At 34.7% G+C, this 17,210-nt stretch carries 22 protein-coding genes; 4 read left to right on the top strand and 18 right to left on the bottom strand.

Annotation, left to right across the window (positions count from 1 at the left end; translation table 11 throughout):
• Nucleotides 1-7 precede the first annotated feature (7 nt).
• Nucleotides 8-541 carry a helix-turn-helix domain-containing protein gene (locus D4A81_RS02920; RefSeq protein ID WP_111525261.1) on the bottom strand — a complete coding sequence of 178 codons (534 nt, stop codon included), beginning with the start codon at nt 539-541 and terminating at the stop codon, nt 8-10.
• Between the two features lie 231 nt (nt 542-772).
• On the opposite strand from D4A81_RS02920, the gene D4A81_RS02915 reads away from it, so the two are divergent.
• Together D4A81_RS02915 and D4A81_RS02910 are read left to right on the top strand one after the other, a co-directional pair.
• A complete protein-coding gene (locus tag D4A81_RS02915; RefSeq protein WP_242977689.1) occupies nt 773-1,024 on the top strand; it encodes a hypothetical protein in 252 nt (83 codons plus the stop codon).
• A 131-nt stretch (nt 1,025-1,155) separates the two neighbouring features.
• A complete protein-coding gene (locus D4A81_RS02910) occupies nt 1,156-1,680 on the top strand; it encodes a hypothetical protein (protein WP_111525217.1) in 525 nt (174 codons plus the stop codon).
• A 292-nt stretch (nt 1,681-1,972) separates the two neighbouring features.
• Here D4A81_RS02910 and D4A81_RS02900 read toward each other — a convergent pair whose 3' ends face one another.
• From D4A81_RS02900 to D4A81_RS02815, 17 genes are all read right to left on the bottom strand, one after another.
• Nucleotides 1,973-2,881, bottom strand: a complete 909-nt coding sequence (locus tag D4A81_RS02900) for an alpha/beta hydrolase (RefSeq protein ID WP_111525218.1) — start codon at nt 2,879-2,881, stop codon at nt 1,973-1,975.
• A gap of 74 nt (nt 2,882-2,955) precedes the next feature.
• The gene (locus tag D4A81_RS02895; RefSeq protein ID WP_111525219.1) at nt 2,956-4,284 is read right to left on the bottom strand and encodes an alpha-amylase family glycosyl hydrolase; all 1,329 of its coding nucleotides are present in this window, start codon (nt 4,282-4,284) and stop codon (nt 2,956-2,958) included.
• A gap of 82 nt (nt 4,285-4,366) precedes the next feature.
• On the bottom strand, nt 4,367-5,479 hold the full coding sequence (aroC, locus tag D4A81_RS02890; RefSeq protein ID WP_111525220.1) for a chorismate synthase: 1,113 nt from the start codon (nt 5,477-5,479) through the stop codon (nt 4,367-4,369).
• Nucleotides 5,479-6,537 (bottom strand): lactonase family protein, encoded by a 1,059-nt coding sequence (locus D4A81_RS02885; protein ID WP_111525221.1) that lies wholly within the window; start codon nt 6,535-6,537, stop codon nt 5,479-5,481. Before D4A81_RS02885 ends, aroC begins: the two co-directional genes overlap by 1 nt.
• Nucleotides 6,538-6,637: 100 nt before the next feature.
• Nucleotides 6,638-7,573 carry a homoserine O-acetyltransferase MetA gene (gene metA, locus D4A81_RS02880; RefSeq protein WP_111525222.1) on the bottom strand — a complete coding sequence of 312 codons (936 nt, stop codon included), beginning with the start codon at nt 7,571-7,573 and terminating at the stop codon, nt 6,638-6,640.
• Nucleotides 7,574-7,621: 48 nt separating this feature from the next.
• A complete protein-coding gene (ligA, locus tag D4A81_RS02875) occupies nt 7,622-9,574 on the bottom strand; it encodes an NAD-dependent DNA ligase LigA (protein WP_111525223.1) in 1,953 nt (650 codons plus the stop codon).
• Nucleotides 9,567-10,295 carry a pseudouridine synthase gene (locus tag D4A81_RS02870; protein ID WP_111525224.1) on the bottom strand — a complete coding sequence of 243 codons (729 nt, stop codon included), beginning with the start codon at nt 10,293-10,295 and terminating at the stop codon, nt 9,567-9,569. Before D4A81_RS02870 ends, ligA begins: the two co-directional genes overlap by 8 nt.
• Entirely contained in the window at nt 10,282-11,139 is an 858-nt protein-coding gene (lgt, locus tag D4A81_RS02865) for a prolipoprotein diacylglyceryl transferase (RefSeq protein WP_111525225.1), read from the bottom strand. The genes D4A81_RS02870 and lgt overlap by 14 nt, the downstream gene beginning before the upstream one ends.
• Nucleotides 11,140-11,315: 176 nt before the next feature.
• Nucleotides 11,316-11,531 carry a hypothetical protein gene (locus D4A81_RS02860; protein ID WP_111525226.1) on the bottom strand — a complete coding sequence of 72 codons (216 nt, stop codon included), beginning with the start codon at nt 11,529-11,531 and terminating at the stop codon, nt 11,316-11,318.
• A gap of 47 nt (nt 11,532-11,578) precedes the next feature.
• Nucleotides 11,579-11,872: a helix-turn-helix domain-containing protein gene (locus D4A81_RS02855; RefSeq protein ID WP_111525227.1), complete on the bottom strand. Its 294-nt coding sequence runs from the start codon at nt 11,870-11,872 to the stop codon at nt 11,579-11,581.
• Nucleotides 11,869-11,973, bottom strand: coding sequence for a type II toxin-antitoxin system RelE/ParE family toxin (locus tag D4A81_RS02850; RefSeq protein WP_242977695.1), 105 nt, complete (start codon nt 11,971-11,973; stop codon nt 11,869-11,871). The genes D4A81_RS02855 and D4A81_RS02850 overlap by 4 nt, the downstream gene beginning before the upstream one ends.
• Nucleotides 11,970-13,043, bottom strand: a complete 1,074-nt coding sequence (locus D4A81_RS02845; RefSeq protein ID WP_111525228.1) for a hypothetical protein — start codon at nt 13,041-13,043, stop codon at nt 11,970-11,972. Before D4A81_RS02845 ends, D4A81_RS02850 begins: the two co-directional genes overlap by 4 nt.
• A gap of 379 nt (nt 13,044-13,422) precedes the next feature.
• Nucleotides 13,423-13,839: a hypothetical protein gene (locus D4A81_RS02835; RefSeq protein ID WP_111525229.1), complete on the bottom strand. Its 417-nt coding sequence runs from the start codon at nt 13,837-13,839 to the stop codon at nt 13,423-13,425.
• A 233-nt stretch (nt 13,840-14,072) separates the two neighbouring features.
• A complete protein-coding gene (locus D4A81_RS13890; protein ID WP_330405109.1) occupies nt 14,073-14,357 on the bottom strand; it encodes a hypothetical protein in 285 nt (94 codons plus the stop codon).
• A gap of 61 nt (nt 14,358-14,418) precedes the next feature.
• A complete protein-coding gene (locus D4A81_RS02825) occupies nt 14,419-14,733 on the bottom strand; it encodes a TfoX/Sxy family protein (protein WP_111525230.1) in 315 nt (104 codons plus the stop codon).
• 64 nt (nt 14,734-14,797) lie between these two features.
• Nucleotides 14,798-15,226 (bottom strand): VOC family protein, encoded by a 429-nt coding sequence (locus D4A81_RS02820; protein WP_001033924.1) that lies wholly within the window; start codon nt 15,224-15,226, stop codon nt 14,798-14,800.
• A 9-nt stretch (nt 15,227-15,235) separates the two neighbouring features.
• Nucleotides 15,236-15,445: a hypothetical protein gene (locus D4A81_RS02815; protein WP_111525231.1), complete on the bottom strand. Its 210-nt coding sequence runs from the start codon at nt 15,443-15,445 to the stop codon at nt 15,236-15,238.
• 150 nt (nt 15,446-15,595) lie between these two features.
• On the opposite strand from D4A81_RS02815, the gene ychF reads away from it, so the two are divergent.
• Nucleotides 15,596-16,693, top strand: a complete 1,098-nt coding sequence (ychF, locus tag D4A81_RS02810) for a redox-regulated ATPase YchF (RefSeq protein ID WP_111525232.1) — start codon at nt 15,596-15,598, stop codon at nt 16,691-16,693.
• 21 nt (nt 16,694-16,714) lie between these two features.
• Nucleotides 16,715-17,197, top strand: coding sequence for a methyltransferase family protein (locus D4A81_RS02805; RefSeq protein ID WP_111525233.1), 483 nt, complete (start codon nt 16,715-16,717; stop codon nt 17,195-17,197).
• Nucleotides 17,198-17,210: the final 13 nt, after the last annotated feature.

Raw genomic sequence — 17,210 nt, 5'->3', positions numbered from 1 at the left:
CCAATTTTTAAAAATTAGGCGGTGTGCTGACCCAAATAAGTCTTGCACCTCGCTTTGAGCTGATATAATGCTTTTTATCGGATGTAAAATAAAAAGCCTCTCCTTTTTTTGCCAAATACACATCATTTCCCCTATGTATCTCCACAGTTCCGGAAAGAATATATCCGAACTCCTCTCCGTCATGAGGGTTGTCAGGATATGTCAGACCTCCCGGTTCTATAGTTTGCAGTATAGGTTCCATCATATTTTTTTGTGCATTAGGTATTATCCACTTAATAGTATTATTTAGTTCTTTATCCTCTTTTATAAAGTAATCTTCTTCAGTAAAAACCACCTGAGTTTCAGCTTCCTCATCAAAGAAGTCCTTTATTTCCACTCCAAGGCATTGCAAAATATCAAGAAGAGTTGCTATAGACGGTGAAGTAATATCATTCTCCAGCTGCGAAATAAATCCCTTTGACAATTCCGCTCTATCAGCAAGCTCTTCTTGTGTAAGCCCTGCAAGCACTCTGAGTCTTTTTAGTTTTGAACCGATCTCCATAAAAAGCCTTTCTTTGTGTTGCACACTATTTCTAAGTAAAAAGTTTAGTGTTATTAAACAAAGAACATTATACATCATCTGAAACTGCTGTCAAGGACTTTATTTTTATTTATTATTTCAGCTTTTACTATCATAATATTTTTTAAATTGTATTTTGATACTTGCTATGATATATTGAAGTCAGTAATGCATAATTTATTTTATATCATTGTAAAGGGGGATTTATATCATATGAATAAAACTGATAATTTTAACCTTAATTTAAGCCTTTCTGTAAAAGTCGTTATAATGATATTACTGGTTATATGTATACTTAACGGAAGTAAAATCTCCGATTTTATTTATTCCCTAAATACCGAAGGCTTTAGTGAATTCGAGGGAATGAGAACATATATATCTGTACAAATCATCCTAAGTATTTTATCAATCCTTGATGCATTGTTGATAGCTGTGGATTATTACAAAATTTCAAAAACTTCATAGACTATGTATTTATAAATATAGCGGGTGTAGATAGACTGTATGGGGTGAAAATTTTTTGGAATGGAACTAATAATGTACAACCTATTAAATCTTCTATGACAGAGATTTTTGGATTAATACAGGAGAACTTTATGGACCAATACATTTGTAATTATCGTACTATCAGAGATATATCTACTACAGATAGCAGTTTTTTGCCATCGGTTTATAACTTTTATAAAAATGATATCATTATGCCCAAAAAAACACAGGATGATATATTTTTACTACTTGGCAAAGAATATGGACTGAATAAAGTATTATATAGTGAACTTGATAGTATGACAGCAGACTCAGCTATCTCATTGATTAATTATAACAAACCTGAAAATACCCGGAATATTCATACTCATGATATTTGGCAACTTCCACAAAATTTAGCGACTTCCCGCTTTTATAAGGATTTTTATGAGAGATTTGTAAAAATCGGAGATTCTCCTAAGATTATATTAGTTTATATACCGGATAAAGATTATATTATGTCTAATTCATCCTTTTTTGAAACTGCAATTTATGTTTATAGAGGAATAAACGAAGATGACTTTAATAAAAAAGGGCCGGAGTATAAACATTATCTCAACAATATGTTTTTATTAAGTGAAGCTCTAAAAAACTAAAATAAAATTGTGAGTCTAAAAAGTTTTGTTCAAACTACAGAATAAGATGAAGAAGAAAATTTGTTGCCGTTTTTCTCCCTATTTATTAAAGATGAAATATTCATCGAACACTATGCCAAGGAAAATTATGTTTATAAAAAAGAAAAGTTTGATTTAGCTGTGGATATCTTGAATCGTCATAACGTAGAATTCCACTAATTTGGTATCGTAAGAAGGATATGTTTATATATCCTGACAAGCCACAAAGCTAATGCCTTGTACTTGTCAGGATATTTTTTAATCTCAAAAATCTTTATTTAAAGTCTATGTTATTCAAAAAGTCACTTATTATGCCTCTATACTCGGCTTCACCCAGAACTTCTCTGGATCTTGCATGTGCGGCATCAGGTACCAAGTGTAACTCTGAATAACCTGCTGTAGCAGCTTTGTTTACTTCAGAATTTTCAGGCAAAATGAATGTATCTGCCTCGCCGTGTATAAAGCATACAGGTACTTCATTTCCAACAAGAGCATCCTTTGGCGAAGTCTTTTTAAGATCATAGCCATATCTTAATTTCATTGCTATATTTACGCTCGGAAGTACTGCGCCTACCTTTGCCACATCATAGGCTGCATGAAGCAGATCATACAAGTTTGAAAATCCGCAATCTGCCACAACAAAATCCACCTTAGGCTTCTTTGCAAGTACCATCAATGAAGTGGCTGCTCCCATAGACTCTCCGTGAAGCCCAAGCTTAATATTTCCATATCTGTTATAACTGTCTTCAATAAGCTTTTCAAGATCAGCAGACTCAAACTGTCCAAGACTTACGGCTGTTTTTGCATTCTCACCATGATCTCTTAAATCATAAATAATACAGTTAAATCCAAGATTCATATATGCATCCACATATTTTACTGCACCATATCTATTTGCCTTAAAACCATGGCTTATTATCACATATTTATCACTCTCTACAGGATTTTTTACCAAAGTTACATGCAGTTCATAGTCTTTATAGCCCTTTACTATATACTCTTCCTTTTCATATGAATCATAATTTCCCCAGAGCCCTTGTTCCTTCTCCCATGATATCTCTTTATCAAGTGTAGATACTTCAGGTGCTGCTATTTGAGACGCAAGTCCAAGAATAAATCTGCAATACCATCCAATTACAATCAATACAAGTATTATTGCAATTGCAATTATTATTTTCTTCATAGATTATTTATATCGCCTTTCTATAAATACTGAACACTAAATTTTACAGCTTAGAGTTTATCTATCAAGATTTTTTACCCTATCCATACCTGTCCGGAATTTCCGAGGATATTTATATGCATATTCCCGTCGAAATTCCTTTTTTCTCCTGAAAATATTTCTGTAAATTCACCGCTGATATTTAAATGAATATCTGCATTATTGTCATCATTATTTACTATGGCAATAAGCCTCCTATCTCCATTTTCTCTTAAAAAGGCATACTGTCTGTTTGTAAGTAAAAGTTCTCTGTAGCTTGCCTCCCCAACCCATGGATTTGATAGCCTCATATTTCCAAGAGCAGAAATCAGCTTGGTATTTTCATTTGTTTCTATTGCATCTTTATAATCTTCAAAATTTAACTCAGGCCTCAATATTTCATCCGCATATGGTTTCTTCTCACCCTCAATGGCAAATTCAGAACCGTAGTATATGGATGGTTTACCCGGTAATGTATATAAAAGTACATGTACAGGTACAAAATGGTTTTTATTGTTTAACTTTGTATAGATTCTTGCCACATCATGATTGTCAACAAAATTATAGAAAGCATTGCTTATATACTGTCCCATATCTGTACATCGCTTTACAGTATGTGCTATCTCAAAGTAGTTGTGATCATTATGTCCTGAATAAAGAGCCTTGTGCAGCCAATAATTTGTAACTGACTGGAGCATATTTTCATTTACCCATCTGGTATAGTCTCCATGAATCACTTCACCCATCAGCCAAAAATCGTCCTTCAATGTATTTGTCAATCCTCTAAGCTCGCTCATAAAGGTAAAATCAAGTACATCAGCAGCATCCAGTCTTATACCGTCTATATTAAATTCACTTATCCAATATCTTACTACATCAAGCATATACTCTCTTACCGCCGGATTTTGATGATTAACATTTACTAAAGTGCCATGACCGTCCCAGCTGTCATAATATAATCCGTCATTATAGTCATTATTCCAGTCAAAATGTAGATTTTTAAACCAATCCCTATATGCACTGTTCTCCCTTTTTTCTTTCACATCCTTAAATGCAAAGAACTCTCTGCCGACATGATTGAAAACTCCGTCCACTATGACTTTTATGTCATTTTCATGGCAAGTATTTATAAAACCTTTTAAGTCATCATTATCCCCAAGTCTTGAATCAAGCTTTTTATAATCAATAGTCTCATATCCATGACCTACAGACTCAAAAAGCGGTCCTATATATATCGCGTTGCATCCAAGCTTCTTTATATGATCAATCCAAGGCAAAAGCTTATTTAATCTATGCTCATTTATTTCAAACGAATTTGTTCTCGGTGCTCCTGTCATTCCGATAGGATAAATATGATAAAACACCGCACCATCATACCATTTCATAATCTCTCCTTTAAAACACAATATTAAAGGCTTTTAATTCACCTATTCTGTATACCGAAGATGTGAAATAAAAGCCCCCTAATTACAAACTATCTTTATAAACTTTCAGTACATTATCCATTTTGGATTTCATATTCTCAAGAACCATATCAAATAAAGTAATTGCAACCATGCTCTCCACCACGACCACTGCTCTTGGCACTATTACCGGATCATGCCTACCCTTTATCTCAAGTTTTACCTCTTCATTGAGTGCATTTACAGTATCCTGTTCCCTTGCTATTGACGGTGTAGGCTTTACTGCAGCATTGATGATGATCGGTGAACCATCACTAATTCCACCCAGTATACCGCCTGACATATTTGACTTTTTTCTGATATGAAGCCCACTATCATCCTCATCTATGAAGAAGGGATCATTATTTCTTGAACCGGTCAATGTACTTACATGAAATCCGGCTCCAAACTCCACTCCCTTTATTGCACCAATGCTCATAATAGCTGCTGAGAGCCTTGCATCAAGCTTATCAAATACCGGTTCTCCAAGTCCCGGCATAACACCTGTAGCTATACAACCTATGATACCTCCCAGAGAATCCTTATCTGACTTAGCTTCTTTTATAATTTCTATAGCTCTTTTAGCTGCTTCATTGTCCGGCATATATACATCATTTTCACTACATTCCTCAAGATTAAGTTTACCTGCGTATACATTTCCTATACTTTGAGTAAACGCCTGTATCCTGATACCAAGCATTTCAAGTGCCTTTATGGCTATAGCACCTCCTATTACTCTGCCAATCGTCTCTCTGCCTGAGCTCCTACCGCCACCTCGATAATCTCTAAAGCCGTATTTTGAATCAAACGAAAAGTCTGCATGTCCCGGTCTGTAGGTAATTGCCAATTCATCATAGTCCCCTGATCTCTGAGATTGATTTTCAAGCATTACCATAATCGGTGTACCTGTAGTCTTACCTCCAAATACGCCAGAATAAATGCGACATTTGTCGCTTTCATTTCTGGATGTAGTAATGCTACTTTGTCCCGGTTTTCTCCTATCCAAAAACTTTTGTATATCATCCTCACTTAATTCTATTCCCGCAGGTACTCCGTCTACTATAGCACCCAAAGCAACTCCATGTGACTCTCCAAAAGTTGTAACTACAAAGCTTTTTCCAAAACTTGAACCTGCCATTATACCTCCACTATGACACAGCAATTTGGTTGATTTACTTTTACTATATTGGCACACATTACAATCAATCCTGTTGAATAATCTATCTTAAAGAATGTGATACTTCCACTCTCATGATTTATAGAAGCTATATGTTGATTATCAGGGAAAATAGCTACATCTTTTGGATAGTCACCACTTATAGGCAAGCACATTTTCTCCTTCAAGAGTCCTGTCTCGGCATCTCTCTCGTATAGGCATACCGAATTATCACCGGCATTTGTTGTGAACAGGAACTTCTCATCAGCATTAAGTGTCAATGTAGTTGCTGCTGTTAACTCTGAAAGCTTATTATGTCCGGTTGTAGGAACAGTTTGAATTTTTTCAACTACCGGCATTCTACATCCGGGCTTAGCCTCATAGGTGAAAACATCCACCACATTCTTCATCTCATACATTAGATATAAAAACTTCCCATCCTTAGAAAATTCGAAAAATCTTGGTGCAGAGTTTATATCACATGGAATCATATCTACAAGTGCAAGTCTCTCATCATTATTATCAAAGTGATATATCTTCACCTGGTCTATTCCAAGATCTGCTGCCATAACAAAATGTCCATCAGGAGTTGTTCTTGTACAGCTTACATGTGGTCTGAAATTTCTCTCAGCTATAGAACCAAGTCCCTTGTGATAAACCTCATCTACTATCTTTCCAACTCTTCCATCCGGATGTAACTTCAAAACTGTAATTTTTCCATCATGATATCCGGATACAAAGATAAACTTGTCATTTATATCTGTGGAAAGATGGCATCCCCTCATTCCATTTATCTTTACAGAGTTCAATCTTTCCAGCCCACCATCAGGTAATATTCTAAAAGAAACTATCCCCTCATCAGCAATCGAATACAATGTCTTCTGGTTTCTCGACTTGATAACATAGGAAGAGTTGTCTACATCCACTTCATCTTTTTTTACAAAACATCCCTTTTGGGTATCCACGTCATATATAGTTATTCCCTTTGCTTTTCCGGTATAAGAATAAGAACCTACATAAGCAACAAACTTTCCACTCATAAGTACACTCCTTTAAACTGATATATACACCAATTCTATCATAAAATCAGTTAATTTTGAACTTATTTATCCAAAATGATGTATTTTCCCTAAAATATACCTAAATCACCCAATCAAAATTATCGGACAGAACATATGGTGTATTCTGGTATACATAGAAGTTCAACCAATTTCCATATAATGTATTTGAGAAATTCCTCCAATTCAATATAGGTCTTGAGAACGGATCATTATCAATAAAATAATTCTTTGGCAAAGCAGGATGTAATCCCTTTGCCACATCTCTGTGATACTCATTGCTAAGAGTCATTCTGTCATATTCCGGATGACCCTGTATAAATATCTGTGAACCATTTCCATATTCATTTAAAACCAGTAGAACACCTGCATCTTCAGACTTAGCTAAGACCTGAAGCTCACGATGCTTTAATACATCCTCCAGTTTTACCTCAGTATTTCTTGAATGTGGACAGTTTACAAAATCATCCATACTTCTGACTAATGGCACTTTTTTCTTTAAAATCTCGTGTACGAACACTCCTGCCAGCTTTTCTTTTCTCTCATATTTGGGTATTCCAAAATGATAATAAAGCCCTGCCTGTGCAGCCCAACAGATATGTAAAGTAGATGTTACATGGGTCTTTGACCATTCCATTATTTCACAAAGCTCACTCCAGTAATTCACCTCTTCATAATCCATAAGTTCTACAGGGGCACCTGTTATTATCATACCATCATATTTATCATTTTTTATATCTTCAAAAAAGGTATAAAATTTATTTAGATGACTTTGGCTTGTATTCTTTGACTGATGACTTTTCATCATCAAAAATGAACAGTCTACCTGCAATGGGCTATTTGATAATGCTCTAAGAATCTGTGTCTCTGTATCTTCTTTTATAGGCATCAAGTTTAATATCAAAATCTGCAATGGTCTGATATCCTGGGAAATAGCCCTATCCTCATCCATCACAAATATATTCTCAGATTCAAGTATCTCTTTTGCCGGCAGTCCTTTTTGTATTTTTATTGGCATAATACCTCTTTTCCTGTAGACAAATACGTCTACAAATAAACATATTATTTATTCTTCTAAAAGTTTTAAAAAATCCTCCTCCGAGATTATCTCAACTCCAAGTTCTTTAGCCTTTTTATTTTTAGAAGAATTTGATGTGGTATCATTATTTATCAAGAAATTTGTCTTGCTTGATACGCTTCCCGATACCTTTCCTCCATTCTTTTCTATAAGTTCTTTCAACTCATTTCTATTTGTAAAATGTTCCAGCGAGCCTGTGATAACAAATACTTTTCCGGCAAATGAATCACTTCCCGCAGACTCTTCCACTTCAAATATAAGGACTTCTCTAAGGCTCTTTACATTTTCTATATTCTTAGAATCCTTAAAAAAATCAACAATCGAATTTGCCAGTACTTCACCTATTCCCTCTATTTCAAGCAGATCATCTTTTCCGGCAGTAATAATTTTGTCAATGTCATTGTCAAAATACTTTGCAATCATCTTGGCATTGGCACTTCCTATTCCGTTTATTCCAAGTGAATATAAAAATCTTGCCACATTTGTATGTTTTGCTTCTTCAAGTGCCGCCATAAGCTTCTCATAGCTTCTCCTTCCAAAGCCCTCCATATTTACAATCTCATCTTTATATCTATCCAGCTTAAATATATCACTGTCATTTTTTATAAAGCCCTTTGAGAGGAATTTCTCCAATGTGGACTCTGAAAGTCCGTCGATATTTAATGCATCTCTGGATGCCATAAGAGCATACTGTTTTATATGCTTTATCTGACAGTCAGGGTTTGTACATAAAAGTACCTTGGACTCATTGTCCTGTTTTATACTTGCGTGGCTTCCACATGCCGGACAGGTATCCGGAACTTTTTCAGTATTTGATTTTGTGAGATTCTCATATACCTGCGGAATTATCATATTTGCCTTGTATACAGATATTTCATCACCCACTCCAAGCATCAAATCTTCAAATATACTTACATTGTGAAGGCTGGCTCTTGAAACTGTAGTTCCCTCAAGTTCTACAGGCTCAAATACAGCCACCGGATTTATAAGTCCTGTTCTTGACAGACTCCACTCTATATATTTAAGTTTTGTTACCTGTCTTTCATCACTCCATTTAAATGCCATAGCATTTCTTGGGAATTTTGAAGTACTTCCAAGTCTTTCTCCAAGTGCGATATCATCAAGTAAAAGTACCAATCCGTCTGAAGGAATATCATTGCTCTCTATCTTTGACTCAAACTCGGCTATATCATCTGCAATGCTTTTGCTGTCTGTAAATTTATATTCCACTACATCAAATCCTTCATTTTTTGCCCATTCAAACTGCTTTGCCTTTGAGTTTTCAAAGTCTATGCCGTCAGCCTTTACCACATTGAAAATATTGCAATATACCATCCTTGACTTTGTAATGGCAGGATTAAGCTGTCTTACAGAACCTGAGCAAAGATTTCTCGGATTCTTATACTTGGCAGTTGCATCCTCTATAGCATCATTAATTCTCTTAAAGTCGGAATATTTTATAATTGCCTCACCTCTAAGTATCAACTCACCCTTAAATTCTATCTTTAGAGGTATATTTTGGAAGTTTTTGGCATTATTTGTAATAACCTCTCCTATAGTTCCGTTACCTCTTGTAACGGCTTCTGCCAGTTCACCATCTCTGTAGGTCAATACTATAGTAAGTCCGTCCATCTTCCATGAGAGTAATGCCTTGTTTTCACCAAGCCATTCTCTAAGATCTTCCACACTTTTAGTCTTATCCAGTGAAAGCATAGGGCTTTCATGAGCTTTCTTTGGAAGTTCACCTGCTATTTCATATCCTACATTCTGAGTGGGCGAATTAGATAAAACCACATTTGTTTCTTTTTCTAATTCTAAAAGCTCATCATAGAGTTTGTCATATTCTATATTTGGCATTATCTCAACTGCATCCACATAGTAGCTTTTTGCGGCCTTATTAAGTATTTCAACCAGTTCCTTAATTCTCTTTTTCTTATCCATTTTCCCTTATCCCAAGTTCCTTGTATAATTTCTTTACTTCTTCATCACTTAGGTTTCTGTAATCACCTATTGCAAGTCCGTCAAGCTTTATATTTACTATTCTTACTCTGTTCAGCTTTTGAACCTTCATACCGCAGGCAAGACACATTCGTCTTATCTGTCTGTTTAACCCTTGAGTCAAAACAATACTGAAAGTATTTTTATTCAGCTTTTTTACCTTGCATTTTCTTGTCTTGGTCTTTAACTCATACAGATATATACCATTTGCCATTTTATTGATAAAGGCATCATCTATATCCTTATTAACTTTTACTATATACTCTTTTTCATGATAGTTTGCGGCTCTCAGCAGGGAATTTGTAAGACTTCCCTGATTTGTCAAAAGCAATAATCCGCTGGAATCCTTATCAAGTCTTCCAACAGGATATATTCTCTCCTTCATTCCTATATAGTCCACTACATTCATAGCACCGTCATTATCGGAGGTAGTACATACTAAGCCTTCAGGCTTGTTAAATGCTATTATTATAGGCTTTATCTTCTCTACATCCTTGCCCATACCTATATATCTGCCGTCAAAGCTTACAAGGTCCTCATCACCCACTGTGGCTCCAAGCTCTACCACCTGTCCGTTTATCATAACTCTGCCGGCTTCTATAGCTTTGTCCGCTTCTCTTCTGGAGCAGACACCTATACTTGCCAGAAACTTATTTAGTCGCATTCTTTACTCTCTTTCTTCCAACTATTATACACACTATAGAAACCACAAAACAAAGTCCTGCCAATAATTGTGATACAGCAATATTGGTGTTTGGCAAAAGCAGGCTGTCTGTTCTAAGACTTTCTATTATCATTCTTCCAAGACCGTATCCGCCAAGATAGATAAAAAAGACCTCTCCGTCAAATTTCTTTCTCTTTCTGTACCACAGCATGAAAGCAAGTACAATCAAATTCCAACAGCTCTCATAAAGGAATGTAGGATGAACCTGGATATACTTTACTCCGTCAATCTCCATAGCATGACTTAATACATCGTCATTTAACATTCCGGCACCTACTATATCCAGTTTATATCTCAGTGCAAAGAGTGAATCTGTATATCCTCCAAAAGCCTCGGCATTGAAAAAATTACCCCATCTTCCTATAGCCTGTCCTAGTATAAGTCCCAATACCCCGGTATCAGCCATTGAAAAAAACGACTGTTTTTTTACTTTACAGTATACTGTAAGTGTAATTACTGCGGCTATTACACCACCGTATATTGCAAGTCCGCCACCACGCAGATTGAATATTTGAAGCAGGTCGTCTTTATACATATCCCATTCAAATACTACATAGTAGATTCTCGCACCTATTATCGAAAGCACTATTGCATACATTGCAAAGTCCAGATAAAGATCGGGATTTTGTCCTCTTCTTTTTGCATCTGCACAGGCAATATTTATTCCTGCAAGCATTCCAAGCCCTATTATTATTCCATAAAATGCAATCCTAAATCCGAATACATCAATATGATTTACCAAATGTTTTATATAAATCCCTAAATGTGGAAAAGCAACGTCCATCATAACCTCCTAAGTATTTTTATATCTTCATAGTATAGCATATTAGAAGGGATATGGCACTGCGAAAATTAGTATAAAAATATGTTAGAAAATAGTTTCGATTTAAGGCTTTACAAAAAACACCCTATGTTTTTACATAGAGTGTTTGCTTTTATATGATGTAATTTTTTTAGCTATTATACTTTCTTATCCTTCTTATTTTTACCATATTTTATTCTTATTATATGAACAAATATCCTGCATACCACATAAGCTCTCCAAAATATTATAAAGGCATCACTAGATACAAGTTCTTTTAGAGTCCACCCCTGCTTTGTAAAATACATAAAAAACAACATTTGTACAACCAAAATTACAAATACATACAATAACTCTTTTATAATTATCTTCATAGAATGATTTCCTTCTCTGATATTAAGATTTTTGCAGCACCTTAATACTACCCCGAAATATTATTTTTAGGAATAAATTGTATCCTAAGTTCCATTCCCATTCCTTTAGCCAATCTTTTCAAAAGGCTTACAGTTGGATTCCTTGTACCGTTTTCCAATTTACTTATACCCGCCTGATTTATTCCTGTTATTTTTGAAAGTTCTTTTTGTGTGAGGTTTTGTGCCGTTCTGGCATCAACGATAGCCCTTATAACATCCATTTCCGGTTGTATATCTTCGTATTCTTTTCTGAAATTTATATCTTCAAGCTGTTCATTCAACATATCATCAAATGTCTTCATTTTCCACTTATCCTTTCTATGTAATCTTTTCTTCTATCTTTCGCAAGTTTTATTTCTTCTCTTGGAGTTTTATTTGTTTTCTTAACAAATCCATTTGTCAGTATAATTTCCCATACCTTTTCATAATCCTTATAACTCTTCTAAAGAAATCATAGCCCCCATTTATATACTCGCCTATCTCTTCATCTTTTTCTTCAAAATATGGTGAAACCGGAAAATATCCCCAAACAGACCCAAGTCCCCCGCATATATTGCGGCCTCCATCGCCACCCTTATATGAAAATAATCCATCATCATATACAATCTCTCTGCAATACGGATCATCTGCTATATAAATTCCAAAAAAATTTTCTTTTTCCAAAGTATACTCTTCATCATTATCCGACCACTCTATATGCTTTAACTTCATGGAAAAATCCATATTATTGCCCCAGGGAAAGATAGTTCTGCATCCCTTACCTGCCAAATACTCCCACTCTCTTTTTGTAGGAAGAAAATAACCGGTATCTGTTATATCCTGTAAAAGCTCCTTAAATTTAGTTTCTCTATAAACTTTACCATGCCAACTTCCATTTTCTTTATATAGACAAATACTCTTATGAACTGTTATTTCAGATATGCCCTTCTTTTCGGCATCTTCAATCATCTTTTTGATTTTTTTATTTTGTTTAAGTTCATCATCCAAAATATCTTTCCAACAGGTCTCACTGTAGTCCTTTTGGACTAATAGAGGATGTATTAAAATTTTCTCCTCCTTACTGAAATTGTTATTAATATAGTCTTCTATTGTTGATATAAATTCATCATCTTCAAGCTTTTCTTTTATCTTCTCTGTAATAGAATCTTGGTTGTCAGTTTCATCTTCATACTCGTCTATAAATGAGTATGCAAGATCATATAAATTTTCTTCATCAAAAATTTCAGAAGGCTTTCTACCTTTAAAGTCAATTCCAAGCTTAACACTCTCCCCGGGAACAAAAACAAATTCGATACCTTCTTTTGAGCGAAAATCTGCTGTATATGTGGACTTATTAAAAACAGAAAATTCTTTAAAGCCTATTACTTCCAAATCATATGTATTCGCAATCTTATTTAATAATTCTTTTTTATCGTAAACGGAAAGTAGATCATACTCAGGGTTATATAATTTTTCTATTGATATATTATTCATTGATTTGGGCCTCCAATTACTTTAACTCGACTCTATCTAAGCGAGCAAACATTTCCCTTTTAGAAAGCAAAAAGTTTCTCATCTTCACAAAGCTATCCATAATTTTAACACTGACTTCGACTGCCACATCACTTTTAAGCACAGCAGAAAGCATGGCGATACCTTGTTCTATAAAGGCATAAGGGTTTGACGATGAATGTTTCAAAGTTTTGAACCGGTTAGATCTTGCCTATTTGTATGTCGTGTTATGCAGGCGGTTCATTTATTTTAAGTTTTCAATCTACAATCTTCAAGTATGCCTTTTAACTCTGAATTTTTTCATCTATAAAATTATAGACTATGGAGTTGTCTTATCTATTATAACATTTTCATAATTGATTTATAGACCTTTTAATTCTAAATATTGACCTACAATCACAAAATTTCGAAGTTCATCCACGCTCAACCCTCTTGTGATAAACAAATCATCAAAAATAGGAATAAACTTGCGTACATCATTGCTTTCAATATGAAAAAATCCTGTCTTTAAATCAATACCAACAAAAATATCACCATTAAGTGTATAGGATACAATATCATTTATATTACCTGCATTCTCATGAAAATATTCCATTGAATTTAAATGCACAACTTCTTTGAACTTTACATTATCATAATTTTGTGCAGAATATTTTTTCTGAAAGTATATATTTAATTCTCTCCCACTTATTCTATTTGGTTTAAGAGAATTAGCATTCTTTTCATACAACTCTTTCCAAAACCTTAATCTCTTTTCATCAACTTCGTATGTAATCATAGTATAAAACACTTTCACAAATTCTAATTTATCTTCTTAAAAAACCAATAAACAAAGCCTGAATTGCCGATACAACCGGAATAAATAAGAAAGGAATCACTAGAAAATGTTCAACAACTGCCAAATGTTTCATCCAGTTATTAAATTCATAATCCTTGTGCCCTTCTGTTCCCGGGATGACAATTTTGTTTTTATACTTTCCCTGAAACAACAGAAAGTCTAACAAGAAAAAATCACCTAAGTTTAATATGCTCCAATGAATATATCCAGTCCAAAACACATTCCAAAAACCGGTAATCCCTTTGTGTAAAACGCTTGCTGTCGAATAGGCAAAACAAATTCCAACAATGAAAACAGTTAATATCCTGTTTTGTCATTTGTTCGGGTGCAGCCTTTTGTATGGCCTTTGGATAAGAGTTAAAAAAGAATCTTGGATTAATGAGTACCAAGGTAGCTACCGCCCCGTTAAAAATAGCGGCTATAGCAACACCATCAAGAAACGCTTGTATTACATCCATAAAATTCCTCCTTGTAAAGTTCCAATTTAACCATATCTTGCTAAACTGAAGCTTGTTTGTCTCATTTAGCTTTCTTGGGTTTCTTTTCTGGCAGTTCCGCATACATACCTTTCAGTAGTTCAGTAATCAAATCCATATCCTCAAATCTGTCGAATGCATACATCAATGTCTTTGAACCCTCATACGGATAATGCAATTCTGAGTCTGCAAGAAGTTTGTCCGATGTCGGCGTTCTCTTTAAAAATAGTTCATTATCGCAAATGTCACCTATCAGCTTACCGTTAAAATATATAAGGTATCCGCCCATCATGGATCTTATGACAATATCACCTGCTGCGGAAAAAATCTCACGAACAAATTCATTAAATTCATTCACTATGATTACCTCCTTCAAAATCAAATATTCCTTACTTTATGGCATACTCTTTCCCTATTTATCCTCAAAATTTCAGCAATCCATTTTCATCAAATTGAAAATTCGGTCCCCATGAAACTTCCCAATAGTATCCATCTAAATCAGAAAAATATGCGTGATATCCACCCCAAAAAACTTCCTGTGGCTCTTTCACAATTTTTCCACCTGCTTTTCTTACTAATGCAATTACAGTCTCTACATCTTCTTTATGTTCAACATTGTAGGCTAATGTAATTCCTGAAAATCCATTCCCTTTTGGTGGATTATTTTCATCAATATCTTTTGCTAATTGTTCCAAAGGAAATAGTTCAAACTTTGTTCCCGGAGTATCAAAAAAGCATACTGACGGATTATTTTCTCTGCAATCAGTCTTATATCCTAAACCATCTCTATAAAACTTTATTGACCTTTCCATATCTTTCACACCTAAACAAATACAAGTAATCTTGTTCATCGTTACCTCCTATGAATTCTTATTTGTACTATTCATTTCAAAATAAGCTTTTACATAAGCAATTAATGTTTCATCCGAATAATCGCCCCCGGTAGAATATGCTATATTCATTATTTCTAATGTAGATTCATCTAAATTCTTGTCATTATTTGTAAATTCTGAAACTATTTTTTTTATATTTTCAAAATCATCTTCATTTGCTCCATACGGCAATTTCATCCGGTCATCCTTTCCACAAAAGCTCCTTGCTTTACTCTTTTAAATTATATACCTATATGTTAAAATATAACAGGTTAACCCTGATATTTATTCAGGTTTTATTGCGAATATAATTATTCAATACAAAAATATTTTAAAGAAGGTTTTTATATGAAACTAGGAATCGTTGGCTTACCGAATGTAGGCAAGAGTACATTATTTAACTCATTGACAAAGGCAGGTGCTACTGCTGCAAACTATCCTTTTGCTACTATTGACCCTAATGTAGGTGTTGTAGCAGTACCGGATGACAGATTAAAAGAACTTGGCAAATTATATAATACAAAGAATGTTACACCTGCACTTATAGACTTTGTAGATATCGCAGGTCTTGTAAAGGGTGCCAGCAAGGGTGAAGGACTTGGAAACCAGTTTTTATCAAATATTCGTGAATGTGATGCCATCATACATGTTGTAAGATGCTTTGATGACTCAAATATCATCCATGTAGAGGGAAGTGTTGATCCGATAAGAGATATCGAAACTATAAACTTAGAGCTTATATTCTCCGATATTGAGATTTTGGAGCGAAGAATTGCAAAGACTAAGAAAGCTGCAATGAATGACAAAGCTCTAAAGCATGAGCTTGATATCCTTTTGGAACTCAAGGATATACTTGAAAATGACAATATGGCAAGCAGCTACACATCTTCTGATGAAGAGGATGTCGCATTTGTAAAATCACTTGGACTTATCACATATATGCCTGTTATCTTCGCTGCAAATGTGGCTGAGGATGACCTTGCTGATGACGGTGCTTCAAATGAGTATGTAGCTAAGGTAAAAGAATATGCCGCAAAGTCAAATGCGAAGGTATTTGTTGTATGTGCAGCCATTGAAGAAGAAATTTCACAGCTGGATGATGAGGAAAGAAACGAATATCTTGATGCTCTCGGTATCTCAGTGTCAGGTCTTGATAAGCTTATTGCAGCCAGCTATGATCTACTTGGACTTTTAAGCTATCTTACAGCCGGTGAGGATGAGTGTAGAGCCTGGACTATAAAGAAAGGCACAAAGGCTCCGGGAGCGGCCGGAAAGATCCACTCAGACTTTGAGCGTGGATTTATCAAAGCTGAGGTTATCAACTATCAGGATCTTCTCGACTGTGGTTCTACAGCTGCTGCCAAGGAAAAAGGCTTGGTACGTATAGAAGGTAAAGAATATGTAGTACAGGATGGAGATGTAATACTCTTTAGATTTAATGTATAAATTTATATAAAGGGGGCTTATATGAAAAAGAATACATTGCCTGTTTTTGGTGTCGGTCCTATTTATGCTGTCAGTTGCATTATATTAACTGTCCTTGGACTTTACTTAAAAAAGAAAGGATTCTTGGATAGTGGTGAGCTTCCGGCTTTAAAGCAATCAGCAATGGTTATAGGAGGTTTGCTTATTTTTATCGGAGTCGCGGTATGGATATATGCTGTACTCATTCAAAGAATCAGTAAAGAGATAAGCAGCGGGCATTTGGTAACAATCGGAATATATTCCATTGTCAGAAACCCTATATACCTTGCATTTTTATGTGTGTGTACAGGTATTCTGATAACTGCACATAATGTGTACTTGCTTATATTTCCGGTAGTTTTATATATATTCTTAACTGTACTGATGAAGCAAACAGAAGAAAAATGGTTACTTGAAAAATTCGGCACAGAGTATGTTGAGTATTGTAAACATGTCAACAGGGTAATACCTTGGTTTAGACATTAATATATTTATGCCA

This window comes from Lachnoanaerobaculum umeaense (assembly GCF_003589745.1).
Lineage (GTDB): Bacteria > Bacillota > Clostridia > Lachnospirales > Lachnospiraceae > Lachnoanaerobaculum > Lachnoanaerobaculum umeaense.
Note: the sequence above shows the minus strand (reverse complement) of the source record. Positions and strands in the feature narration are given on the sequence as shown.